Origin of the sequence: Pseudalkalibacillus salsuginis (assembly GCF_021646685.1) — a bacterium.
Classification (GTDB): Bacteria; Bacillota; Bacilli; order Bacillales; family Fictibacillaceae; genus Pseudalkalibacillus; species Pseudalkalibacillus salsuginis.
Map to the genome: position 1 here is coordinate 340,074 of NZ_JAKJHW010000003.1, position 25,913 is coordinate 365,986.

The window sequence follows — 25,913 nt, forward strand, 5'->3', positions numbered from 1 at the left end:
ACCAACGAAGCACATACTTAGGACGATATGAGCATTTTATTAGACGTAACATCGGGGCATTTAATACGATACTAATAAGAAGATCATTATCCGTTTAAACTAACTATAAATTGAAATTGGTTGTTGAAAAGGAGTGGAGAGCATGTCAGAGGAAAAGATTTATGATGTAATCATCGCGGGTGCGGGTCCTGCTGGGCTTACAGCTGCTGTATATACGTCTCGTGCTAATATGAGCACATTGATGATTGAACGCGGAATTCCAGGCGGTCAGATGGCAAACACAGAAGATGTTGAGAATTATCCTGGATACGACCATATTTTAGGGCCTGATCTATCCAATAAAATGTTCGAGCACGCAAAGAAATTCGGTGCTGAATATGCATATGGTGACGTGAAACAAATCATTGATGGGGAAGAATATAAAATAGTTAAAGCAGGCGGTGGCAAGGAATATAAAGCCCGCTCGATCATCATCGGTACAGGTGCAGAGTACAAAAAACTTGGCATCCCTGGGGAAAAAGAATTAAGCGGACGTGGTGTGTCCTACTGTGCGGTTTGTGACGGCGCATTCTTTAAAAACAAAGAGCTTGTCGTCGTAGGCGGAGGAGACTCAGCGGTTGAAGAGGGCGTTTACTTGACTCGCTTCGCTTCAAAAGTGACTATCGTCCACCGTCGTGATAAGCTTCGTGCCCAGAAAATTTTACAAAACCGTGCATTTGATAATGAAAAGATCGACTTCATCTGGAACCATACTGTAAAAGAAATCAACGCAGATAACAACAAAGTCGGCAGTGTGACGCTAGTCAGCACTAATAACGGTGAAGAACGAGAATTCAAGACGGATGGTGTTTTCATCTATATCGGAATGCTTCCGCTGAATGAAGCAATCAAGGATCTTGGAATCACGAATGAAAATGGTTACGTTGAAACGAACTCTGAAATGGAAACGAAGATTCCAGGCATTTTTGCAGCGGGAGATATCCGCGAAAAAACATTACGTCAGATTGTAACAGCGACTGGTGATGGAAGTATTGCGGCACAAAGTGCGCAGCATTATGTCGAGACCCTTATGGAAAAGTTGAGTGTCAATTCGTAAAAACAAGTTGATTTTTCTTTAGTCGGAAAAAGTAATTCCGTCTTAACCATTTTGTAACAAATGTGAAATATTGGTGGGGTATTATAGACTTAAGAAATTGACCCCCTTTTAATAAATTTCTTATTTTTGTGCACGGGCCATATGGTTCCGTGCTTTTTTTTGTTCCTAGACCTGCTTTTTGAGAAGGTTATGAGAAAAACCTTAATCGCACAAGATAACTACGTTCTATATCATTAGTCGACACCAGAGATCTTTTATCCTGCAAATCATCAAAAAACAGCTTTCATTGAGCCAAATAGAGGCATGTATGTCCACTGATGTTTGAATCACTTGGTTTTTTCACTGATAAGGGCCTATATGTCCGCAAGAGATCTATTTACACGAAACGGCTTGATGCCAAATTGCTTTTTACCAATTAAAAGGAGTTCAAGCTGGGTTCATCGAAACTAGAGAAATCAATCCAAATAGGTAGGTGTCTTTTTCAAAAGGATAAGAAAGTATAATGATTTTGTTGCTCCAACGCCCAACCCCTTGGATCACCTTCAGTCCTCTTGCGGCGGTCGATACATTGATTTAGGTCAAAGGGTTCACCCGCGCAGAACCGAACTTTGTTTGGTTCATAAGACCTTAATGAGGCACTTACAACGCGAAAAATCGATTTTAAGGTACTCATAAGACCTGTATGAGGCACTTACAACGCGAAAAACCGATCTTAAGGTACTCATAAGACCTGAATGAAGCACTTACAACACGAAAAATCGATCATAAGGTCCTCATAAGGCCTTTATGAGGCACTTACAACGCGAAAAACCGATCTTAAGGTACTCATAAGACCTTTATGGAGTACTTACAACACGAAAAACCGATCTTATGAGCTTCCTCGTCGGGCTTCCAGTGACCTTCGTGGTTGTCCAGGGCATTTGCGCTTTTCTTATATTCATTGAATTGTTACATAAACTAGTTAATAGAATTGTTGGAGTGCTCGAAAACGTAGTATAATCAAGGAAAGAGGTGAATCATGTGCAACGAGTGACGAATTGTGTACTCGAAAAAGATAATCAAATCTTAGTGCTGCAAAAACCTCGTCGTGGGTGGTGGGTAGCACCCGGTGGAAAAATGGAGTCTGAAGAGACGATTAAAGATGCGGTTATCAGAGAGTATCGTGAAGAAACAGGACTTTATCTACTCAATCCAAGATTAAAAGGTGTTTTCAATTTTATCATTAAAAAAGATGAGCAAATTGTAGAGGAATGGATGATGTTCACCTTCTATGCAACTGGCTTCGAAGGTGAAGTGGTTTCTGAATCGGAGGAAGGGAAGCTGGCCTGGAAACCGAAAGAAGAAATTTCAAGCTTGCCGATGGCCCCAGGGGATTATCATATCCTCGATTATATGATGACCGGGAACGGGATGATCATCGGGACGTTTACGTATACACCTGACTTCAAACTGCTCAGTTATCGTTTAGATCCATCATAAAAAAGGTTGTCGAAAACAGGTGAATGTTTGATCGATTTCAAAGAGGCTGGATCAAGCCTGTTTTACTTGAAATTAAATAAGAAAGGCGGGGTATAGATGGAACAACAACAAGAATTCAGGATGGTCATCATCACGGGAATGTCCGGCGCAGGAAAAACGGTAGCGATGCAAAGCTTCGAGGACCTTGGCTATTTCTGTGTCGATAACCTGCCGCCAGCGCTCCTTCCGAAGTTTGTCGAACTGATGGAAGATTCCACTGGTAAACTGACCAAAGTTGCACTTGTCATGGATTTACGCGGAAGGGAGTTCTTCGATCAGTTGTTTGAAACGATCGATGAACTGACAGATTCCTCAATTATAAAACCGCACATCCTCTTTTTGGATGCAGAGGATGCCACACTCGTGCAACGCTATAAAGAGACCCGGCGTTCACATCCTCTTGCTCCTGACGGCTTGCCGCTCGACGGAATCAAAAATGAAAGGGAATTGCTTGAAGAACTGAAAGGCAGAGCCCAAACCATTTTAAATACGACGGATATGAAGCCGAAACAGCTGAGGGAAACGATCATTGATCGATATAAGACCAATGAATCCCATCCATTTACGATCAATGTCTTGTCATTCGGCTTTAAATACGGAATGCCGATTGATGCTGACCTTGTGTTCGATGTCCGTTTCCTGCCGAACCCTCATTATGTCGAGCATATGCGTCCAAAAACCGGCCTGGAGGAAGAAGTCTCTTCCTATGTACTAAAGTGGTCTGAAACACAAAAATTCATCGAAAAGCTTACTGCACTACTGGACTTCATCATCCCTCATTATAAGCGGGAAGGAAAAAGCCAGCTTGTGATCGGGGTCGGTTGCACTGGCGGAAAACATCGTTCAGTCACCCTTGCTGAACACTTGAAGGATTATTTACGCAAAGAATATCACGTTCATAGCAGCCACCGTGATATCAAGAAAGATAAAAAGGTACCAGAGATTGAATCGAAGGCCTAAAGTAGTCGTTTTCGGCGGGGGGACAGGATTGTCAGTCCTGTTGAGAGGGTTGAAGAAATTCCCCGTTGATATTACAGCAATCGTTACGGTTGCTGATGATGGCGGGAGTTCGGGGAGATTAAGGGAAGAGCTCGACATCATACCTCCGGGAGACATTCGGAACGTATTGGCTGCCCTTTCAGAAGTGGAACCGCTTGTGGAGCAACTTTTCCAGCATCGTTTTACAAATGGAAATGGCTTATCAGGACACTCGCTAGGAAATCTATTGTTGGCTGCAATGTCAGACATCACCGGTAATTTTGTGACGGGAATCCGGGAACTGTCGAAGGTTTTGAACGTACGCGGAAAAGTACTGCCCGCTTCCGACCACCGTGTCATCTTGAATGCCCAGATGAATGATGGATCGATCGTATCAGGAGAGTCGAAAATCCCTCATACAGGTAAACAGATCGTTCGGGTCTTTTTGACGCCAGATACGGTAAAGCCTCTTGATGAAAGTTTACGTGCGATCCGGGATGCCGATCTGATCCTGATCGGGCCGGGAAGCTTATATACGAGCATACTTCCGAGCTTGCTCGTACCAGGCATTCCTGAAGAGATCAAGAATTCTACTGCCAGGAAAGTCTATATTTGCAATGTGATGACACAGCCGGGCGAGACTGACTACTTTACTGCTTCTGATCATGTGAATAAACTCGTCTCCCATATCGGACAACAGATAATTGATACAATTATTGTAAATAATGATAAAGTACCAGACAATGTATTGACGAAATATGAAGCAGAAGGTGGAGAGCCTGTTGAATATGATGAGAAGAGGCTAAAATCCTTTGGCTTTAAGGTAATCAGTGATAAAATAGTTCAATATAATGATTCGCTGATCAGGCATGATGCGAAGCGTGTTTCAGAAATCATTCTGGATTTAGTATCAGACTATTAGACCCCGGTATGGAAAAGAAGAGGGGGTGTCCGTGGTGTCCTTTGCTTCAGATACGAAAAAAGAATTGACGAAGCTTGAGTTGAAAAAGTGCTGTTCAAAGGCTGAGTTGTCGGCCCTGATTAGAATGAATGGTTCAATTTCAATAGCGAACAGGGAAATTATACTTGATATTCCTACCGAAAATGCTGCAATCGCACGAAGGATTTATACATTGATCAAGCAGCTGTATGGTTATCCAGCTGAACTGCTCGTCAGGAAGAAAATGAGGTTGAAAAAGAATAATGTCTACATCGTACGGATCAAGCATGATTCACGGACGTTATTGAACGAACTGGATATAATGGGTGAAGGCTTTTCCTTCAAGAGGGACGTTTCGAAAGAGATCACTAAGAAAAGCTGCTGTAAGAGATCCTACCTGAGAGGCGCTTTCCTTGCAGGTGGATCCCTGAACCATCCGGAAACCTCGTATCATCTGGAAATATTCTCAATGTATGAAGAGCATACCCAATCGCTGTTGGAACTGATGAATTCTTTCGATCTCAATGCAAAAATGTTAGAGCGGAAAAAAGGATTTATCATCTACTTGAAAGAAGGAGAAAAGATCTCTGAGTTTCTGACTTTGATCGGCGCTCATAATGCTCTCTTATATTTTGAGGATGTGCGGATCATGAAGGATATGCGTAATTCGGTGAATCGTCTCGTGAACTGCGAAACAGCGAATCTGAATAAGACCGTCGGAGCGTCCATGCGCCAGGTCGAGAACATCCGGTTGATCGAGCGTGAACTCGGACTGGAGAAACTGCCTGACAAACTTAGGGAAATCGCAGAACTGCGTGTAAAATATCAGGATGTTACACTACAAGAGCTTGGAGAACTCGTCACTTCTGGTCCAATCAGTAAATCCGGAATCAATCATCGATTACGGAAGCTAGATGAAATGGCCAATAAAATACGCCTGGGAAAAATATAAGACAGGCGTTTTTCTTTTCAAAATGAAGTGAACGCTTACATATAGACCGGTCACAAGCAAAACGAAGGGGACAGCTGACTGCCTGTTTTAGGAGAACGTAATATAACTTTTTTACATTTATTATGAAGAGTTGTTATATAAATCAATATAGGACTGTACAAGGAGGAATGATCCATTGTTAGAAAAAAATTTGACGGTTGAATTGAAAACCGGCTTGCAGGCTCGTCCAGCAGCACTCTTCGTCCAAGAGGCGAATCGTTTTTCAGCGGATGTATTTTTAGAGAAAGACGGAAAGAAAGTGAATGCAAAGAGCATCATGGGAATTATGAGCCTGGCTGTAGGATCAGGTTCGAAAGTAACGATTGTGACAGACGGGAAAGATGAAGAAGAAGCTCTCAAAGCGTTAGAAAAATACATTACAACAGCTGAATAAGTACAAAAACACTGCTCCTTTGTGAAGGAGCGGTGTTTTTTTTGGAAGATAGGAAAGGATAAAAATTATGTTTTCGAAGATGGAATGTCCAGCTCCAACGCCCAACCCCTTGGCTCACTTCAGTCCTCCTGCGGCGGCGACAACCTCCTCGTCGGACTTCCAGTGACCTTCGTGGCTGCTCAGAGCGTTTACGCTTTTCTTGGAATTGGATTTATTGATGCTACCAAACTAATTCAGAAAGAAAACTAAAACTTACTTATTGTAAGTGTTGGGAATCATGGTATACTAAAGTCATTAACTTATTTAAAGTAAGTATTAGTGGGAGGAGTTTCAAATGGCATTTCACAGTCAACCAAACATATATGTGGGTCTTGTACATTTATTCGTTTCTAATCTTGATCATTCACTTGATTTTTATACGGATCTCTTAGGCTTTTCAGTTTTAGAGAAAAAAGAGGGAGTGGCATCGCTGACAGCTGATGGTAAAAATGTCCTCATCACCTTAGAAGAGAAGAAGGATGCTATACCGAAACGAACCAGAACGACAGGACTGTACCATTTTGCAATCCTGGTGCCCACAAGGGAAAATCTCGGTGCATCGTTAAAAAGGCTTTTAGAAAAGGAATATCGACTCCAAGGCGGATCAGATCATTTGTTCAGTGAAGCGTTATACTTAGCTGATCCAGATGGGAATGGCATTGAAATCTACACGGATCGCCCTGCAGAGCAATGGACTTGGGTGGATGGGGAGCTGCCGTTTGTAAGTGATCCGCTTGATATGGAGGGTTTACTGAAGGAAGCTGACGGAAAAGGATGGGGTGGGCTTCCTGCTGAAACGGTGATGGGCCATATCCACCTTCACGTTAATGACCTTCGAGAAGCGAAGCGGTTTTATGCTGATGGGCTAGGTTTCGAAATAACTGTTCCATTTCGTCACCAGGCTTTATTTGTGGCATCAGGCGGCTATCATCATCATATCGGATTGAACACCTGGAATGGAACTGGATCACAGCGGCCGCATGCAGATGAAGTTGGGATGAAGTGGTATACGATCAACTTTCCAGGTAATCAAGTACTCCAAGAGACTATTGGACGGTTAATTTCGATGGGCTTTACTGTTGAAAAAGAAAATGAAGACTATTGGACAGTGGATCCTTCAGGAAATCGCATCAACCTTGTCAATTTTAAAAGACATGGCTGATCCACTAGTATCTGGGGTTGCTATTTTTATGTACAGAGTGGGACTTAGTATAAAAATGCGATGTATGGAATGGCTAAAAGTGTGAAAGGTATGTTTAGGAGGTGCTGCAACATGAAGAGCTTTAACCAACCTGAACAACATAAGACAAGTAATGATACGATTGCCAGTTCAGGAACGAATATCGATGAAGTGAAAAGAAAGAACGCACAATCCGGTTTGTCGTATAATCAGGTAAAAGAGTTATTGGCGAAATCCTATCAAGACAAAAAAGAGCAATGAAAAAGTGCCTGTCCCATCGATGGGGACAGGCATTCTAGCTTTTGACAGACAGCAAGCGGAGAGCTTAGTCAAAAAATGATTGATCGCAATAGCTTTTCGATTACCCTATTACTGAAGCTGTCTGGTTTTCACGTACACGAAGGGCTGCTTCCTGCATGTTTTTCAGAGCGGCGATGCTTTCTTCGATGCCGCGGGTTTTCAGACCGCAGTCAGGGTTAACCCAGAATTGGCGGGGGTCAAGGACCTGCAAGGCGCGGAGAATGCTTCTCTCCATTTCTTCGATGCTTGGGACACGAGGACTGTGAATATCGTACACGCCAAGTCCGATTTCTTTGTCGTAACCGATTTTCTCAAAGTCTTCAATTAATTCTCCATGACTACGGGCAGCCTCAATCGAAATGACGTCTGCATCCAGTTGGTCGATCGTATCAATGATTTCCCCGAATTCGGAGTAACACATATGAGTATGGATTTGTGTATCATTTTTAACAGATGAAGTGGCGAGCCTGAAAGCATAGACTGCTTCATCAAGATACGCTTGCTGTTTACCTTTTTTTAACGGTAAGCCTTCACGGAGTGCTGGTTCATCAACCTGAATCATGCTGATGCCATTGTTTTCCAAATGTTTAATTTCCTTTTCCAATGCCAAGGCGATTTGTTTTGTGACCTCGGAAGGTTTGATGTCATCTCTGACGAAGGACCAATTCAGAATCGTGACTGGCCCTGTAAGCATTCCTTTGACCGGTTTTTTCGTAAGTGACTGGGCATAGGTGATTTCCTTGACGGTCATCGGTTCTGGTAAGGATACATCACCAAAAATGATCGGCGGCTTCACACAACGGGAACCGTAAGATTGAACCCACGCATAATCGGTAAAGGCGAATCCTTTGAGCTTTTCACCAAAGTATTCGACCATATCGTTCCGTTCGAATTCTCCATGAACGAGAACGTCGAGCCCAATTTCTTCTTGGTGATCAATCCATTCGGATGTTTTTTCTTTAACGAACGTTTCGTAAGCTTCTTTTGACCATTTCCCTTTACGGAAACGGGAGCGCGCTAGCCGGATTTCTGACGTTTGCGGAAGGCTTCCGATGGTTGTAGTCGGTAGTAATGGAAGCTGGAAAACCTTCTGCTGCAATGCCTGGCGTTCAGTGAAAGGTAGGGCACGTGCTGGCTCTTTTCCTTCCCATTTTTGCACTTCCTCCTGAACACTAGGGTTATTGCGTCCCGTTGAATTCCAAAACTGGTCAAGACGGCTCATTTGCTTCTCTATCTCAGCAGCGATACTGTCTTTTCCATCGTTCATACCTTTGGTCAAAAGCACGGTCTCTTGTAATTTCTGATCAGCAAAGGCTAACGCATGCTTCAGTTCATCTTCTAAATGTTCTTCCGATATAGTCGTAACCGGTACGTGCAGCAGGCTACATGATGGTTGGATGATCAATTGTTCAACATTGACATGCTCGCGGATCACTTCGAGTTGCTGCCACGTTTTCGCCAAATCACTGCGCCATACGTTCCTGCCATCGATGAGCCCTGCGGCAAGAGTTTTGTCAGCAGGAAAGCCATGTTTTTTCAGGGCGGCAAGATTTTCCCCGGCATCATGGACGAAATCGATTCCGAGGCCGTCGACAGGGAAAGTCAGGACTTCTTCATAATGATCAACCGATTCGAAATACGTTTGCAGAAGAACTTTCAAGTTAGGAAGTTCGCCTTGAATGTTCCCGTATACTTTTTTGAAATAGGCAAGCTCTTCTTTGTCCAAGGTTGTGCACAAAATCGGTTCGTCGATCTGTACCCATTCTGCGCCTTCCTTTTCCAGCTCCTGGAGCACTTGTATGTATAGCGGTACGAGTGCTTCCAGAAGATTTTCGAACGCTTCCTTTTCAAACCCTTTCGCAAGTTTCAAAAAGGTGATTGGGCCGAGAATAATAGGCTTGCTTATGATGCCTAGCTTTTCTTTCGCTTCAAGGAAATAGGAAAGCGGGCGATTTTCTGTCAGGAATGGTTTTGCATCGTTCTCAATTTCAGGAACGATATAATGATAATTGGTATTGAACCATTTGGTCATTTCCGATGCGACGGCTTCATTGGTTCCACGGGCGATATCAAAATACGTTTGAAGCAGCGATTTTTCCCCTGATGATTGGAAACGCTCCGGGATGAATCCGAACATGACTGCTGTATCAAGCACATGGTCATAATAGCTAAAGTCCCCGGTTGGGATCCAGTCGACACCGAAATCCTTTTGCTTCTTTAAATCTTGCAAGCGGAGCTGTTCCATTTTTGCAAGCAGCTCCTCTTCGGTCTGCTGTCCTTTCCAAAACTGTTCGAGTGCTTTCTTCCATTCGCGTTTTTCACCGATTCTCGGGTATCCGATGGTTGAACTCTTTGCATTTTGCATTGCCATTCCTCCATGTTCCGTTTTCAATCCAATAAAAAATCCCTCTTTCCAGAAGAGAGACGGCGGAGCGGCACAGGGAAAAAGCTGTAGAAAGAAGACAGACGAATCCCGTAAAATGCCAACACCTGCCTATTCCTCGTAGGTCGTAGTGTAGGGCTCCATAGGCAGGTCTCCTGACTTATGCTCATCACATACCTGCGCCTTCCCATCCAAAGATAGTGACATGCGTGCAGGCTGCTCCCATATACAGTGGCGGGACCGTGCCGGAATCTCACCGGACTTCCCTTTTAAGCTAGACCTGCCTTGAGGTCCAGCACCTATGGAATCTCGATATTGATATTGAATCATAAAAAAACCTCTCAGAGGAGAGGTTTCGGCTGGAAAGACCTCTCTTATTTCTCAAAGCATTCGCTTTGCTGGAATTGGCACCAAGATCCATCGTTTGATCGGTTGCCGGGTTTCATCGGGCCAGTCCCTCCACCACTCTGAATAAGAGATTCATAATTGGATTGTTAAAAGAATACTAGCATGGCCATCAAAAAGTGTCAAACACTGTTTCTTGAAAATTATGCTTCCAACTAAGGCAGTTGGGACACTTTTATATTGAACAATCGGGAGTATATCCGAAATTAGCTTATTGTGTTTGCATCTATGAAAAAAGAAAGAATTGATTAGAAAAGAAGACTCATAAAGGCAAAAGCCACTGAGAATTTTCATTTTTCTCAGTGGCTCTTTCTCAAAGATAAGAAGGTATAAAAAATTTTGTTTTGATGTCCAGCTTCAACGCCCAACCACTCGGATCCCCTCAGTCCTCCTATGGTGGCAACACATTGATTTAGGTCGAAGGGTTTACCCACGCAGAACCGAACTTTTTTGGTTCATAAGACCTTAATGAGGCACTTACAACGCGAAAAATCGATTTTAAGGTACTCATAAGACTTGTATGAGGCACTTACAACGCGAAAAACCGATCTTAAGGTACTCATAAGACCTTTATGGAGCACTTACAACGCGAAAACCCGATCTTAAGTTACTCATAAGACCTTTATGAGGCACTTACAACCCGAAAAACCGATCTTTACAGCCTCCTCGTCGGACTTCCAGTGACGTTCGTGGCTAAACAGGGCGTTTACGCTTTTCTTAATAGGGCTGCTGGTCCAGCTGCCTCTCCAACGATTATTTACTATCTTGGGTTACTGGTTTTTCGATGACCTCATCTATCAGACCGTATTCTTTCGCTGCTTCAGCACTCATGAATTTATCTCGATCTGTGTCACGTTCAACAATCTCTAGTGGTTGACCTGAACGTTCTGCGATGATCTTATTTAGTTTCTCACGCATCTCAATGATACGACGAGCATGGATTTCAATATCAGCCGCTTGACCTTGTGTTCCGCCTAGTGGCTGGTGAATCATCACTTCACTGTTCGGAAGGGCGAAACGTTTTCCAGGTTCTCCAGCTGTAAGTAAGAATGCCCCCATTGATGCTGCCATACCGATACAGATTGTGCTGACTTTCGGCTTGATGAATTGCATCGTATCATAAATCGCCATACCTGATGTGATGGATCCTCCAGGACTATTGATATAAAGTGAAATGTCTTTATCAGGATCTTCGGCAGCCAAGAATAGGAGTTGCGCAACAATCGAGTTTGCGACATTGTCGTCAATCGCGCTTCCTAACATGATGATACGATCTTTAAGAAGGCGGGAGTATATGTCATAGGCACGTTCCCCGCGGTTCGTTTGTTCAATAACTGTTGGGATTAAGTTCATTTCAGAAATCCTCCTCTTTCCATAAGTATCTTTATGGCTTTACTTCATCTTACTCAATAGGTCAATATAGGTCAAACTTTTAGGCTCCTATCATCGGATTTTTCGTTCGACGTATTTCACCTTTTTCAAAAGCTCTGTTATTTTTACTTGTTGCTTTTCACGAAATCAACTCTCTTTCCGCGGGCGATCCGAAAGCTTTTCCCGTAGGAGTGTTGCAAATTTCGCTTTAAGCAATCAATCTGGAAAAATCAACATTTGAAATTAAGAAAGCTTTTTAAAAAAACCTATGACCCTTATGTAAGAATCTATGTATACATCATATCATTTTTCCCGTTCTTATCGGTTTTAAACATTCAATTCTTTGGAGGAATGATAAAATGCACGGAGCACCAACTATCGATGAATTCGCTGAATATTGATAAATGGTTTATAGCAGGATTGAAAGGGAAACAGAATACTAGAGACGGGCTTAAAGTAAGCGGTTAATTTTCAACATGATGATCGCTTGCTCTGTTTGTTGATTGTAAAATAAGGAGGGCTCAACCTTGTCTGGGGAAATGGTTCGAGTAATTGTAAATGGGACTGAGTATCAGGCGTCAGAAGGGCAGAATATACTACAATTCTTAAATGCGGAAGATGTAAATGTACCGGCCATCTGTTTCCATGAAAGCCTTGGACCGATCGAGAGTTGTGATACGTGCATTGTAGAAGTGGATGGAGAACTGCAACGGGCTTGTGGGATGGAGCTTGAAGCAGATATGGAGATCAACACACAGCATGAAGATGTACATAAAGCACAGGATCTAGCGATGGATCAGATATTGCACAAGCATGAATTGTATTGTACGGTTTGTGATTACAATAATGGTCGATGCGCTATCCATAACACGGTGGCTGAGATGCAGAAGGAACACCAACAGATTGCTTTTAAAGAAAAGGGGTACAACATCGATGATTCAGGTTCGTTTTACCGATATGATCCGAACCAATGCATTTTATGCGGTCGTTGTGTCGAGGTTTGCCAGGATGTCGAGGTCAATGAGACGCTGACAATCGATTGGGAAAGGAAACAGCCGCGTGTCCTCTGGGATAACGATGTACCGATTGATGAGTCTTCTTGTGTCAATTGCGGTCAGTGTGTAACCGTTTGTCCGTGTAACGCGCTTATGGAAAAGTCCATGATCAAGGAAGCAGGGTATCTGACAGATGTTGAACAGGGGACTTTGAGGTCGATGATTGATTTCACAAAAAACGTTGAGTCTGGATTCGGGCCGTTGTTTGCGATTTCAGACACTGAAGCGGAAATGCGTGAAGATCGTATTGAGAAAACGAAAACGGTTTGTACGTATTGTGGGGTAGGCTGCAGTTTCGATGTATGGACGAAGGGCCGCCATATTTTGAAAGTCCAGCCTCAGCCTGAAGCACCAGCCAACGGGATTTCGACTTGTGTAAAGGGGAAGTTCGGCTGGGACTATGTGAATAGTGAAGAGCGGTTGACAAAACCTCTTATTCGACATGGGGATACATTCAAGGAAGCGGAATGGGATGAGGCGATTTCATATGTCGGAAAAAGATTGAAAGAAATCCATGCGGAAAGCGGACCGGATGCTCTCGGATTCATCGCCTCCTCCAAAGCTACGAATGAAGAGTCCTACTTGGTTCAGAAGCTAGCCCGGCAGGTTTTTGGAACGAACAATGTCGATAACTGTTCAAGATACTGTCAGTCTCCGGCAACGAAAGGTCTGTTCCGGACAGTCGGTTATGGCGGGGATTCGGGCTCGATCGACGATATTGCGACAGCAGACCTTGTCATTACAATCGGTTCGAATACTGCGGAATCGCATCCTGTTTTGGCTTCAAGGATCAAAAAAGCACAAAAGCTGTTCGGACAGAGGGTAATCGTTGCTGATATCCGTGAACATGAGATGGCTGAACGTGCGGATCTGTTCATAAGTCCGAGACCAGGTTCAGACCTTGTCTGGCTGTCAGCAGTAACGAACTATATCATCAAACAAGGCTGGCATGACGAGAAATTTTTAAAGAACCGAGTAATTAATGTTGAAGAATACTTTGAAAAGATCAAGAAGTTTACGCTTGATTATGCTGAAGAAGTAACAGGCCTTTCGAAAGAGACGATGGTCAATATTGCAGAGGAAATCCATAGATCTGGATCGACGGTGATTTGCTGGGCGATGGGTGTTACGCAGCAAAAAGGCGGAAGCGATACGAGCACTGCGATTTCGAACCTGCTGATCGTAACAGGCAACTACGGTCGTCATGGGACAGGGGCTTATCCGCTTAGGGGGCACAACAATGTACAAGGGTGCAGTGACTTCGGCAGCATGCCAAACACATTCCCTGGATACCAGGATGTCCAGAATGATGAGATCCGCAAAAAGTTTGAAGAGGCATGGAAAGTTGATTTGCCAGGTGAGCCTGGTCTGACCAACCATGGGATGGTCGATGCCATTCATGATGGATCCTTACGTGCCCTTTACCTTCAGGGCGAGGATATGGGAATCGTGGATGCGAATGCCAATTACGTCCAGCGCGGTTTTGAACAGCTTGATTTCTTTGTCGTACAGGATTTGTTTTTATCAAGGACTTCAGAGTTTGCGGATGTGATTTTACCGGCAGTACCGAGTCTTGAGAAAGAAGGGACATTCGTGAATACGGAACGGCGTATCCAGCGGATCTATCCGGCTCTTCCTACACTTGGTGATGCAAAGCCTGACTGGGAAATTACGCAAATGGTCGCGAATGAACTTGAAGCGGGATGGAATTATCAAGGCCCCGCTCAAATCATGGATGAAATCGCTAAGCTGACACCATTGTTTGCAGGTGTATCCTACGAACGTTTGGAAGGTTATAAAAGCCTTCTCTGGCCTGTTGATGAAGAAGGAGTTGACATGCCGATGCTTTATGAAGAGGAATTTCATTTTAATGACGGAAAAGCCAGATTGTTTTATGTCGATTGGACAGAGCCGACAGGTACTAATGAAGAGTACGACCTTCATGTCAACAGCGGACGGTTGCTGGAGCATTTCCATGAGGGGAATATGACCTACAAGTCAGAAGGGATCACCCGGAAAACCCCTTTCTGTTTTATTGAGGTATCTCCTGAGCTGGCAAAAGACCGTGGTCTGAAAGACGGTTCTACAGTAAGACTGACATCACGGACAGGCTCGGTCAAAGGCAGGGTCGTGGTTACAGAAAGAGTGAAGGGGAAAGAGCTGTACATTCCCTTGAATGATAATGGGGATCTAGCTGTAAACAAGTTGACGTCGAGTGAAGTGGATAAAGATACCGATACCCCTGCATATAAAGATACAGCGGTGAAAATGGATTTGCTGAATTTCGAAGGTCAGAGTCCGCTTCCGCATAACAACCATCGTTTTGGTAACCGGCAGCCGCAGATCGGTATTAGAATCGGGGGAAAATGGAAGCGTGATGATTATGTGTTCCCAGGGGATGTCGTACGAGAGAAGGATGTGAAAAGATAATGGCTAAGGCTACCCGGAAAGTTGAACCTCTCGTTCCTTCCAAGGACGAAGCCCGCGAAAAAGGGATTGAGGAGATCGAACAAGCATTGGCTGAACGGAAGGACGCGATCCTTGAGCTGATTGATCTAGTCGACAGGCTGCATGAAAGTGACCTGCTGCCATTCATAAGTGCATTGGTGAACCATAGGGACCAGGCGAGGTCTGCATTCTTCCGGGAAATCAACCGGCCTCATAATGCGAAGTTCGCTCGGAATGTCGTCGATTTCATCGGATTTTTGGGAACGATCGAATTCGAAAAGATGCAGCCATTCATGGAAAAAATCAACAGAGGTATATTAGAAGCAGATATCGAGGAAGAAAAAGATGACATGATCAGCATGCTTCAACTGATCAAATCGTTGAAAGACCCCGAGGTGAACCGCTCCATCCGCTCCATCCTCGCCTTCCTCAGAGGCATGGGCAAAGAAGAATAAATCGGTGCCAGGCACCATTTCAGAAGTGTTGGGGCGAAAGGGTTTTCAGGTGGTGCCTGACACCGATTCCAAACACATGCGTACCAAGGGTTTTCAAATGGTGCCTGGCACCTAAACAAATAAAAACACTTAAAAAAAGCTGCCCGGTAAACATCTTCTTAAGATGATTAAGGCAGCTTTCTTCTTTATAACCGAAACTCTGGCTCAGCATCTGTTGATCAGGGCGTTTGCGCTTTTCTTATGATTCGGGTTCTTCATCATCGGATTGAGTTGTCATGTTCGAGGAATTAGGGTCTAATCCCAGGAATTCTTGCAAGGCTTGTTTGTTGGCTTCTATATCCATTTCAAGCACTTGACCGATACCCTGATAAGTTGGATCATTCCACGTGTTATCGACCGGGATTTTCATCGTCTCGATCTCACTCTTATTCAACATGACATCTTTTGCAAGGCCGATTGCGGTCAACATCTTCATATTCGTATCAATGTAAGGTTGGATCGTCCCCATGACCTTTGGAAGCTTGGAGATCCCATAAAGGCTTGTGAACTCATCTTTCACCGCTGAAATCACTTTTTGCTGACGTCTTACCCGGCCAAAGTCTCCTTCTGCATCATGCCGGAACCTTGCATACCCGAGTAATTTCTTCCCATTCAGATTTTGGACACCAGGGTCAAGTGTAACACCGATATTCTGCGACATCCGTTTTTCGACATCCATTTCAATCCCATCTGGTGCGATTGTATCTACTACATCCTCAAACCCTTTGAAATCGACCAAAGCGTAGTAATGGATATCTATGCCGAAATTATGCTTGATCGTTTTTCGTAAAAGCTCAGGACCACCATGGAAAAAGGCAGTATTGATCTTATTTTTACTATAACCCGGTATCTCGACATAAGAGTCCCGCATCAAAGAAACAAGTTTTGTCTCTTCCGTTTTTGTATCGTACTGTGCAATCATGATCGTATCCGTTCTCGAGTCCTCTTCTCCTCGAGCGTCGACACCTAATAAAAGCACATTATATTTCCCCTCGATTTTTTCCTCTGGGGCATTGAATTCATAATCACTTTCCATTTCTGCAGAAGGATCTGCTTGTTGCAGGCCTTGATAGTATTGGATCGCTGCATATCCAGCCACTGCGAAAAAAAGGAGTACCAATACCAACAAAGTCCTTTTCAGAAAACTTCCCTTCTTGCTTTTTTTCTTTTTTTGCTCCATCCGAGAAGCCATATCTATATTCACCACCATCATAAGTCGGTAATTATGAAGTTTTATATTCTGCAAAATTATATCACATTTTGTCAAACCCTACACCGTAATGACAGGATTACCTTATAATACCTCTCATATATAGACGATTTAAAAGCATGAGAGTTTCAAAAGATCAAGAAATCATAGCCCGTGAAAATGTCGAATGGCTTGAACAGTTGGTATTCCTGACCTTCATAAAATAATTGTACATAAATACCTAGTTCTGTAGACCCTCTTATTGTCAAAGCGCGTTTAGATTTGTCGGATTCCTAGCTGTTCCTTCCTGTTTATTTTCATATTGAAGGTAATTTGTCAGTTTTAATAGAAGGATGTATATATATTTCGATTTTCGAAAGGAAGGGAAAAATAATGATGAAAAAAACGATGAAAGTTTTGTCGAGTGTGGCGCTTAGTGCTGGGATGCTTTTCAGCTTTCCTGTCGGTGATGCGTATGCAGTTGGAGAGGGTCCTAATTACAACGGAAATGAAACAATCAAAAATGAAAGACTCCACAATTATGAGGAAATGGTTGATTTCTTAGAGAAGCAGGATACGAAATCTGAAGCGTTGACTGTCGAATCGTATGGTAAGTCAGTTAAAAACAGAGACCTGTACCTGGCGAAATTCATCAGCAATCCTGATAATCCAACTATTTTATTTTTAACCCAACAGCATGGAAATGAAACCTTGATCACAGAAGGTGCATTGAAATTGATCCAGCACCTGACATCGAACGGGAAGGATGTACAGCACATACTTGAGAACGTGAATGTGCTTGTTGCTCCTCGCCTGAATGTTGATGGCGCAGAAGGAGACGTCAATTTTTCACTTGAAGATTATGTATCAGGGACCCACACGCGTTATAACGCGAATGAAGTGGACCTGAACCGTGATCATGTTGCAAAAGAACAGCCGGAAACTCAGGCGTTCCATGAAAATGTCCTGAAAAAATATCAACCTGATTACATGATTGATCTCCATCATCAGGGGACACAAACGACATTGGGAGATAGTGATGAACTTGTATCTGGATCGATCCTTTACCCTACGAATGAGAGTGTTTCACCTGAAGTGGTCGAGAATTCTAAAAAACTCGGCTCAGTAATCTATGAAGCAGTCGAAGCGAAGGGTTACGGAACATTGTCTAAGTATGTTGGTGGTACAGCTCCAACGATCGGCAGAAACGGAATTGCCATGGAATACGGGATTTCCACACTGTTAATGGAAATGAGAGGGATGGCCGATCATTACTACGAGCCGTACGTGTTAGGTCAAAAGAGTAACGGATACTTAATCCAGCAAGCTGTAGTGGCTATGGAAGCATCTTTGAAGGCAATTGCCGATGGTTCGATTGAAACAGCGGATACATCCTTCTGGGATACGTTGCCGGAAAGCGGTTGGAAAGGCGAATGAACACTGCTTTCCAGATAAGAATGATTCCAGTTTGAAGTAGGAGGTTTTTATTACGTGCAAAAATTGATGAAATTCATTACATTCCTGTCCATTGCCGGGGTTGTACTAGGGGCTAGCAGTGTTTATGCAGCGGGGAACACGAAGCCTGGCGGTCCATCGACAAACGGAAACGATAATATTAGCAGCATCATGACATATCAGGAGATGGTTGATCAGCTTTTCCATCTCGAAAAGAAAAGCAACGGAAAAATCGACGTATCTGCACTGGATGAATACGGGAAATCAGAGCAGGACCGAAGCATTTACGTTGCAAAAGTCGGTGAAGGGGACACGAAAGTCTGGATCCAAGCACAGATCCATGGCGATGAGAAATTGACGACAGAGGCTGTCATGCAACTTTTAAAAACGTTAGGAAGTTCAGGGAATCCGGACGTAAAGACGTTACTGGATGAACTTACTCTTTACGTGATCCCGATGTATAATCCTGATGGAAGTATCATGAATACGAGAGGAACACAACTGATGGATGAGAACGGTGACCCCGTTAGTGATTCGGCTTACGTCGATCTCAACCGGGATTGGAAGCTGGATGGCTTTGAAGCAAAGGAGTCTGAAGTCGTTTATTCCTATTGGACAGATGTTAAGCCGGATTTCGCGATTGATCTACACCATCAAGGCTTTAAGACTGTTTTTGGAACAAATGAATCAACCAGTTTTTCACTTGGTATTTCTCTAGCACCAGATGGACCGACGCTCCCTGGGTTGCAAGACGGTTACTATAACAAGGTCACAAAACAGATGCAAGCCTATGTGTATGACAGGCTTACCCGCTATGGATACACGCACATCGATCAATATCAGGTCGGTGGTGACGATGCAAAATATTATATAGACATCAAAGGCGGAGTTGTTTCGGCCATGATGCTTGGTCTGAATTACAATAATTTGAATCCTGATGGCCATAGCAACCCTGCGATCTTTTTTGAAACGAAAGGGAATACACGAGAAGGGAACCTAGGTCAGAAATCAAACGGATATTTGACTAAGCAAAACTACTTGGCGTTAAATGAATTGTTGAAAGGCATCGCTTCGAACGAGATCCATGAAGTCGATCCGGATCATTGGAATGATATTCCTGCTTATCCTGTGGACGGATACTTGACAGATTATGCAGGGATAGTACCAGTTGTAAATTGACAATAAAGTTATTGAATTTTCAAAACCTCTGACACACATAACCCCGTTCTAAATTTAGGACGGGGTTAAAATATAGTTATTTAATTTTTGATGTAAGAAACTTTACTATACTTAAAAATATAACAATCAAGTCGTTAAAATTTATATGTTACTCCATAATACTGCCACGTTAGTTGAAGAACAATAGCTTATTCCAGTAAAGAACTTTTCATACGAAACACTTGTTCCTTTTTTAGGTGACAACTGGTCATCGCGTTATTTAACACGATGAAATTAATGGACAAGCACACTCATGGAAGTTTGGATGTGTTCCGCATACTTTTTAGCCTCTTGCTCAAGATATTCACCCGTGCCTTCGTTTGCATTATAGGTGATAAATGCGGGAAGATAGGTGCCGTTGCATCTGGTGAGGGTACTTTGTATCGGTCTTAATAATTCGCTGATCGTGAACCAGTTGTAAGCCCCCGAACGGTATTGCCTTTCCGTACCGCCTGTCGTCGTTACGACCATAAACTCTTTACCTTTCAAATGATCGCCTCCGGGTCCAAAAGCCCAGCCGAACGTCAATACATCATCGAACCACTTTTTTAAAAGAGGAGGGCAGCTATACCAATAAAAGGGGAACTGAAACACAACCCGGTCATATTGCAGTAGCAATTGTTGCTCCCTCTCCACATTGATACTCCAATTGGGGTATTCCTGATAGAGGTCGCGAAAATAGATGTCATTGTGATCTTTCAGCTCTCGTGCCAAAGCCTTATTGGCCCGGGAATTATTTAGATTGGGATGTGCAGCGATAACCATAATGTTCATAACGATCATCCTTTCTTTATTTTTCGTAGTATCGCGATCTACACCCCTATTATTATGCGGAAATTCATTTTTGCAAAGTACGCTTTTTTTTCAGACTAAGTCCTGTGAAACGTACCGTAGACGGCGCCTGATGTCGGTAGGTAGTACGGTAAACCGTACTAAGTATGATAAATCATCGTACTGTTTTCATTCTTGATACTTTGTTAAAATTACAACTAACAAGGTAAAGATCATGTGATCGGGAGATGGTAAGATGCGAGAGGAAATTCATGATTCTAATAACACACAGGGGATATTGGCCACTCTGCAGGTGATCGGAGGAAAATGGAAGCCACTCATTTTGTTTATTTTACTAAATCAAGGCACAAAGCGGTTCGGGGAATTGAGACGTCTGCTCCCGAATGTCACGCAAGGAATGCTTACCAATCAGCTTCGTGAAATGGAACGGGACGGACTCATCGAACGCCGAGTATATCCAGAGATTCCGCCCAAAGTTGAATATTTTTTGTCCGATCACGGAAGAACGCTAAGTTCGGTTTTGACCGACATGTGCGGGTGGGGATTTAAGCATATCGAATTTATGAAGAATGCGAATGGAGACAATGCGAACACCCTTTGACCTCAATGAAAAAAGACTCTGGCAAAGGTGCCTTTTTTCGTTCCTGTACATACCATTCCATTTCGAACATACATGTACTTTTTTATCGGAACGCGGCGTAACTTCCGTCCTAAAAGCTGTTGATTAAAATAAAGTTGTAAACTTCCGAAGATTTATGCAACCTCTAATTCAATTAAATGGCCCGATTATTGAATAGCATGACTGGCTTTTTTTAAAAACGACTTTATTGTAAATGAACAACTTTATTGTTACTTAACACCAATCCAATAAAGTGGATGAGGGACCTGAAGGCTGGAATCCAGCTTTTGAGGTCCCTTTTTACGGTAGGAAAATGGAGGGTTTTGGGTGGTGGTAGATGTCTAGATTCATTTGTTGTCTCAGAAGAACGCTCTGAGTTACTTGTAACCGCAGAAAATTGAGATATTTACCAAAATTCACTCCCTTTCTGCGGGCTTAAGAAAAACGAAAGCGACCCGTATAGTCACGTAGGTCACTAGAAGATTGAGCCATTTTGAGGTACACATGAAGGTGTTATGAGACCCTGAAAAAATGGGAAACTGATTTTGAGGTATTTATGAAGGCGTTATGAGACCCTGAAAAAGTAGAAGACCGATTTTGAGGTACTTATGAAGTCGTTATGAGACCCTGAAAAAGTGGGAAACCGATTTTGGGGTCCTCATACAACCCTTTAGGGGGACTGAAAATGAGAAAAATGGAATTTGGGTTTCAAAGGGGCAGGTGGTGAACGTTGAGTAAGGGTGGGGCTGTCCCAAAACAATAGTGTCAGACACCACCACACAACATTTTGTTTCAAAAACACACTTTTTCTCAAAATGTTTGCTAGGGGCGGTGAGAGTCAGACACTAATGGGACACTCCCGTGTCCTACCCTGAAGGACGGTCCTTCATTGTTAGCGCGCTCGGAGGGATTCGAACCCCCGACACATGGCACCGGAAACCATTGCTCTATCCAACTGAGCTACGAGCGCAAGATGGTAAATAATCAAAAATGACTCTATAATAGGACATAGAATATTATAGTAGAAGCTGGATGTCGATGCAATCACAATTTTTCGAAAACCAATGAAATGATTATTTTGGAGGCTCTTTTGGTGAAACTGAGAATGCCGAATTTACGGTTACAGACAACAATCATATTACTTGTATGCAGTGTCGTGATCATCGCCCTGTTGGTTACATACCTCCTTATAGGTAAGGAGATCTCGGAGCGGACGTATCAGCATCTCGAGGAAAAAGCGACGGATATATCAAGGATGGTCGCTAATTCTCCAGTTGTGATCAATGGCATGGAAGGTGATCTGCCTGAGCGGGAGATCCAAACGTTTGCTGAAGACATCCGGGAGGTGACGGATGTAGATTATGTCGTTGTTTTTGATATGAATAGCATTCGTAAATCCCATCCTGATGAAGAAAAAATCGGGAAGAGCTTTGTCGGCGGGGATGAGGCTGAAGTTCTAAAAGGGAAGGAGCATGTCTCGATCGCTAAAGGGACGTTAGGGATGTCATTGAGGTCCTTCACACCGATCTATAACTCGGATGAAAGTAAACAGATTGGTGCTGTTGCTGTCGGGATTTCGTTAAGCAGTATTGAAGAGGCTGTCAGTAAAAGCAGATACATCATTTACATAGGGATCCTTTTCGGGGCAGTAATCGGGGGTATCGGGGCAATCCTCTTAGGCAGGAGAGTCCGGAAAATCCTGTTCGGTCTTGAACCCTCACAGATCGCAAAAGTGTTTGAAGAACGGAACAAGATGCTGCAGTCGACAGTAGAAGGGATCCTGACCATTGATGAAAAAGGTACGATTACGCTTGCGAATGATACAGCTGAAAAAATCTTCAAGCAAGCAGGTTTGCAGGGGGACTTGTTAGGGGAGAATATCGGTACTTATCTGGATGATTCCAAACTCATGAAAGTGATTCAAACTGGAAGCCCGGAACTTGATCAAGAGACCAACTTGAATGGCATCGCTTTGTTAGCAAATATCGTACCGATAAAAGTTGAAGGCAGAGTAGTCGGAGCAATCTCTACATTCAGGGATCTAACGGAAATCAAGCGACTTGCGGAAGAGCTCACAGGCGTTCGGATGTATGCAGAAGCACTCAGGGCACAAGCGCATGAATTCAAAAATAAACTTCATGTGATCTTAGGGATGGTCCATATGAAATCTTATGAGCAGCTGCCAACCTACATCAGCCAGATTACAAACCATTATCAAGAAGAAATCGGTTTTATCGCAAAAAGGATCAAGGACCCGGTTTTAGCTGGTTTTGTCCTTGCCAAAATGAGTTATGCACGTGAACAAAGCATGCATGTTTCCTTATCAAGTGACACATTCGTTCCCATGCCGCGTGAAGAGGGAATCATTCATGAAATCATCACGATTGTCGGAAATTTGATTGACAATGCGTTGGAAGCTGTAAAAAATGCAAAGGATAAAAAGATATTGGTCAGTTTTGTCTTTGATGAAGAGGAAGATACCCTTACAATTGAAGTTAAGGATAAAGGTACTGGCATGAGTGATGAAAAATTAAGTCAAGTCTTCCGCAAAGGATATTCGACGAAAGATTCAGAAAGAGGGTATGGACTTCATCTCGTCGATGAAAGCATCCAGAAATTGAACGGGGAGGTCCAGGTCACCTCTGAACCAGGCAAAGGAACGATTTTTGAAGTTCGAATCCCTTATGAAAGCAAGGATGAAAATGATGATTAACGTATTGATCATAGAAGACGATCCAATGGTGGCAGAATTCAATAAACGATACTTAGAGCAATTGGAAGGATTCAATCTTGTATCTGTTTCTGATAATGGGAAGGAAGCATTCAAGGTGCTCGAGCAGGAACAGGTCGATTTGATTTTGCTTGATATTTTCATGCCTAAGCTTAATGGTCTTGAATTCTTATCAGAGGTGCGTGCAAAAGATGCAGCAGTCGATATAATCATCATATCTGCGGCAAACGATAAGGTGAATATCAATAAAGCTATCAGGCTGGGAGCAGTAGATTACTTGATCAAACCATTCGAATTTGAAAGGTTTGAATCAGCGTTGAGAAGATATAAAAGCAAGAAGGTCTACTTCGATCGTCATAAGGAATCCAGTCAAGAAGAGTTAGATGAGTTGCTTTTTCGTAAAGGGGAAGAGGATGTTGCTGAAATGGCTGAATTGCCGAAGGGATTGACGAGGGAGACCCTCAGGATGGTGTGGAATGAAATCATAGGTTTGGATGATGATTTTTCCACAGATGACCTCACCTTCAATGTAGGCGTTTCACGCGTCTCGACACGGAAATATCTATCATTCCTCACAGATATCGGTGTCCTTGAAGCCCAGACGGTATACGGATCCGTCGGCAGACCACAGACGAGATACAGTCGGGTCCCAGAAAGTACCAATATCATCAAAAGCTATTTGTAAAGTATTTCAGCCGTTTACTTACTTTTACTCGAACAAAGATTGGTCTAAGGGCAGCATTGGGTTCAGACTACCCCGGTAGGTTGTCCGAACCTCGATTTCTTTATTTACAAAACTTTTTCAATAATAACAAAACCTTAATGTTTTACTCATCTTCTCTTACAATACGAATTAAGACTAATTTCGACATTTATCAGGTGCTCGGGTAATTGAAACCGTTTGCAACCTGAGAAATCATTGTTAGGAGATGAGAAGATGAGTAATCTTGCGTATAAGGATGAAGAGAAATTCGAGAAACAGCCACAGATCCAAGAAGAACCGCCGAAAAGAATGACATTATTCAACACCCCAATTATATGGTTTGTCATTTTTGGGGCTGTCATGCTGACGGCGCTTTACACGGATACCTTGCCAGGCGGGATGATCGGAAGCTTGATCGTCATGATCATCCTAGGTGAATTATTCGGCTGGTTAGGTGATCATACTCCGATTGTAAAGACATATTTAGGCGGGGGAGCAATTGTTGCCATTTTCGGGGCATCATTTCTCGTATACGGAAATATTCTGCCGGAACAAAGTGTCACCATGATCACCGACTTCATGAAAGATGGAGAGTTCCTGAACTTTTATATTGCAGCCCTGATTACAGGTAGTATACTAGGGATGAATTCGAAAATCCTGATCAAGGCTGGAGCACGTTTTGCGTTACCTCTTCTTTCAGCGGTAATCGGTGCGGTCATCCTTGCAGGGTTGGTCGGCTATATTGTAGGTTTTGATGTAATGGATGCTATACTTGTCATAACCCTTCCGATCATGGGTGGTGGAATGGGTGCTGGCGCAGTCCCAATGTCCCAAATCTACTCTGAGCTAATGGGGAATGATCCAAGCTATTATATTTCAATTCTGGTTCCTGCCCTGGCATTAGGGAACGTATTTGCGATCGTCATCGCAAGTGTCCTCAATATGATCGGTAAGAAGAAACCGTCACTTAGCGGGAATGGACAGCTGATGAAAGGCTTCACATATGAAAAAGAAGAAACGACTTTGAATATTGGTAAAATGGGTGCAGGACTACTTGCCGCTTTAGCATTTTTCGTTTTTGGTCAAGTCCTTGCAGGTTTTATTCCATTGCATGCCTATGCTCTCATGATTATTGCCGTTGCCGTATGTAAGATCTTCAACCTCATTCCAAATATTGTGGAAGAAGGAGCGAGCCAATGGTACCAATTCGTCGCTAAGAACTGGACGTTTGCTTTACTGATTGGAATCGGGATCGCTTATACGGATTTAGGTGCGGTAATTGATGCGTTGAGCCTTCAATATATTGCAATTGTCCTCGCTGTCGTACTTGGTGCTACGATCGGTTCAGCCCTGGTTGGTCGTCTTGTCGGTTTCTACCCGATTGAATCGGCGATCACAGCTGGATTGTGTATGGCGAATATGGGTGGTACCGGAGACGTTGCGGTTCTGTCAGCTTCAAAGAGAATGGAACTTATGCCATTCGCACAGATTTCATCCAGGCTGGGTGGAGCGCTGATCCTTCTATTGGCCGGTATATTAATCCCAATATTATTTTAAATGAAGCAAATGGGGAGGGGACTCCTCATTTGTTTTTCCTGTTCATATAGATAAATA

At 43.2% G+C, this 25,913-nt stretch carries 20 protein-coding genes, 1 tRNA gene and 2 riboswitches; of the genes, 16 read left to right on the top strand and 5 right to left on the bottom strand.

What is annotated here, in order from left to right; translation table 11 throughout:
• Nucleotides 1-142 precede the first annotated feature (142 nt).
• The 8 genes from trxB (at nt 143) to L1611_RS10975 (ending at nt 7,397) form a co-directional block, all read left to right on the top strand.
• A complete protein-coding gene (trxB, locus tag L1611_RS10940) occupies nt 143-1,096 on the top strand; it encodes a thioredoxin-disulfide reductase (protein WP_236313125.1) in 954 nt (317 codons plus the stop codon).
• A gap of 1,020 nt (nt 1,097-2,116) precedes the next feature.
• Nucleotides 2,117-2,575, top strand: a complete 459-nt coding sequence (locus L1611_RS10945; protein WP_236313126.1) for an NUDIX hydrolase — start codon at nt 2,117-2,119, stop codon at nt 2,573-2,575.
• 96 nt (nt 2,576-2,671) lie between these two features.
• A complete protein-coding gene (gene rapZ / locus L1611_RS10950; RefSeq protein WP_236313127.1) occupies nt 2,672-3,574 on the top strand; it encodes an RNase adapter RapZ in 903 nt (300 codons plus the stop codon).
• Nucleotides 3,558-4,514 carry a gluconeogenesis factor YvcK family protein gene (locus tag L1611_RS10955; RefSeq protein WP_236313128.1) on the top strand — a complete coding sequence of 319 codons (957 nt, stop codon included), beginning with the start codon at nt 3,558-3,560 and terminating at the stop codon, nt 4,512-4,514. The genes rapZ and L1611_RS10955 overlap by 17 nt, the downstream gene beginning before the upstream one ends.
• 34 nt (nt 4,515-4,548) lie before the next feature.
• Nucleotides 4,549-5,484, top strand: a complete 936-nt coding sequence (whiA, locus tag L1611_RS10960; RefSeq protein WP_236313129.1) for a DNA-binding protein WhiA — start codon at nt 4,549-4,551, stop codon at nt 5,482-5,484.
• A gap of 175 nt (nt 5,485-5,659) precedes the next feature.
• Nucleotides 5,660-5,917, top strand: coding sequence for an HPr family phosphocarrier protein (locus L1611_RS10965; protein WP_225066462.1), 258 nt, complete (start codon nt 5,660-5,662; stop codon nt 5,915-5,917).
• 334 nt (nt 5,918-6,251) lie between these two features.
• The gene (locus tag L1611_RS10970; protein ID WP_236313130.1) at nt 6,252-7,118 is read left to right on the top strand and encodes a VOC family protein; all 867 of its coding nucleotides are present in this window, start codon (nt 6,252-6,254) and stop codon (nt 7,116-7,118) included.
• A gap of 111 nt (nt 7,119-7,229) precedes the next feature.
• Nucleotides 7,230-7,397 carry a hypothetical protein gene (locus tag L1611_RS10975; RefSeq protein ID WP_236313131.1) on the top strand — a complete coding sequence of 56 codons (168 nt, stop codon included), beginning with the start codon at nt 7,230-7,232 and terminating at the stop codon, nt 7,395-7,397.
• Between the two features lie 100 nt (nt 7,398-7,497).
• Here L1611_RS10975 and metE read toward each other — a convergent pair whose 3' ends face one another.
• Both metE and clpP read right to left on the bottom strand, forming a co-directional pair.
• Nucleotides 7,498-9,801, bottom strand: coding sequence for a 5-methyltetrahydropteroyltriglutamate--homocysteine S-methyltransferase (gene metE, locus L1611_RS10980; RefSeq protein ID WP_322972543.1), 2,304 nt, complete (start codon nt 9,799-9,801; stop codon nt 7,498-7,500).
• A 146-nt stretch (nt 9,802-9,947) separates the two neighbouring features.
• Nucleotides 9,948-10,137, bottom strand: a riboswitch (cobalamin riboswitch).
• Nucleotides 10,138-10,190: 53 nt separating this feature from the next.
• Nucleotides 10,191-10,297, bottom strand: a riboswitch (SAM riboswitch).
• Between the two features lie 680 nt (nt 10,298-10,977).
• Nucleotides 10,978-11,577: an ATP-dependent Clp endopeptidase proteolytic subunit ClpP gene (gene clpP / locus L1611_RS10985; RefSeq protein ID WP_236313132.1), complete on the bottom strand. Its 600-nt coding sequence runs from the start codon at nt 11,575-11,577 to the stop codon at nt 10,978-10,980.
• Nucleotides 11,578-12,122: 545 nt separating this feature from the next.
• On the opposite strand from clpP, the gene fdhF reads away from it, so the two are divergent.
• Both fdhF and L1611_RS10995 read left to right on the top strand, forming a co-directional pair.
• On the top strand, nt 12,123-15,080 hold the full coding sequence (gene fdhF, locus L1611_RS10990; RefSeq protein WP_407681722.1) for a formate dehydrogenase subunit alpha: 2,958 nt from the start codon (nt 12,123-12,125) through the stop codon (nt 15,078-15,080).
• Nucleotides 15,080-15,553, top strand: coding sequence for a helical membrane plugin domain-containing protein (locus tag L1611_RS10995; protein ID WP_236313133.1), 474 nt, complete (start codon nt 15,080-15,082; stop codon nt 15,551-15,553). Before fdhF ends, L1611_RS10995 begins: the two co-directional genes overlap by 1 nt.
• Nucleotides 15,554-15,791: 238 nt before the next feature.
• On the opposite strand, the gene L1611_RS11000 is transcribed toward L1611_RS10995, so the two are convergent.
• Nucleotides 15,792-16,784: an LCP family protein gene (locus tag L1611_RS11000; protein ID WP_236313134.1), complete on the bottom strand. Its 993-nt coding sequence runs from the start codon at nt 16,782-16,784 to the stop codon at nt 15,792-15,794.
• A 393-nt stretch (nt 16,785-17,177) separates the two neighbouring features.
• Here L1611_RS11000 and L1611_RS11005 point away from each other — a divergent pair, with 393 nt between their 5' ends.
• The gene (locus L1611_RS11005) at nt 17,178-18,218 is read left to right on the top strand and encodes a M14 family metallopeptidase (protein WP_236313294.1); all 1,041 of its coding nucleotides are present in this window, start codon (nt 17,178-17,180) and stop codon (nt 18,216-18,218) included.
• A 54-nt stretch (nt 18,219-18,272) separates the two neighbouring features.
• Nucleotides 18,273-19,415: a M14 family zinc carboxypeptidase gene (locus tag L1611_RS11010; protein ID WP_236313135.1), complete on the top strand. Its 1,143-nt coding sequence runs from the start codon at nt 18,273-18,275 to the stop codon at nt 19,413-19,415.
• Between the two features lie 273 nt (nt 19,416-19,688).
• Here L1611_RS11010 and L1611_RS11015 read toward each other — a convergent pair whose 3' ends face one another.
• Complete coding sequence (locus L1611_RS11015; protein ID WP_236313136.1) at nt 19,689-20,228, bottom strand: NAD(P)H-dependent oxidoreductase; 540 nt, start codon at nt 20,226-20,228, stop codon at nt 19,689-19,691.
• A gap of 253 nt (nt 20,229-20,481) precedes the next feature.
• Here L1611_RS11015 and L1611_RS11020 point away from each other — a divergent pair, with 253 nt between their 5' ends.
• A complete protein-coding gene (locus tag L1611_RS11020; protein WP_225067765.1) occupies nt 20,482-20,847 on the top strand; it encodes a winged helix-turn-helix transcriptional regulator in 366 nt (121 codons plus the stop codon).
• 914 nt (nt 20,848-21,761) lie between these two features.
• On the opposite strand, the gene L1611_RS11025 is transcribed toward L1611_RS11020, so the two are convergent.
• Nucleotides 21,762-21,835: transfer RNA gene (locus L1611_RS11025), tRNA-Arg, on the bottom strand.
• Nucleotides 21,836-21,958: 123 nt separating this feature from the next.
• Here L1611_RS11025 and dcuS point away from each other — a divergent pair.
• The 3 genes from dcuS to L1611_RS11040 all read left to right on the top strand — a co-directional run bounded on the left by dcuS (nt 21,959) and on the right by L1611_RS11040 (nt 25,856).
• Nucleotides 21,959-23,578 carry a DcuS/MalK family sensor histidine kinase gene (gene dcuS, locus L1611_RS11030; protein ID WP_407681723.1) on the top strand — a complete coding sequence of 540 codons (1,620 nt, stop codon included), beginning with the start codon at nt 21,959-21,961 and terminating at the stop codon, nt 23,576-23,578.
• Nucleotides 23,571-24,281 (top strand): response regulator, encoded by a 711-nt coding sequence (locus L1611_RS11035; RefSeq protein ID WP_236313137.1) that lies wholly within the window; start codon nt 23,571-23,573, stop codon nt 24,279-24,281. The genes dcuS and L1611_RS11035 overlap by 8 nt, the downstream gene beginning before the upstream one ends.
• A 252-nt stretch (nt 24,282-24,533) precedes the next feature.
• Nucleotides 24,534-25,856: a 2-hydroxycarboxylate transporter family protein gene (locus L1611_RS11040; RefSeq protein ID WP_236313138.1), complete on the top strand. Its 1,323-nt coding sequence runs from the start codon at nt 24,534-24,536 to the stop codon at nt 25,854-25,856.
• Nucleotides 25,857-25,913 lie beyond the last annotated feature (57 nt).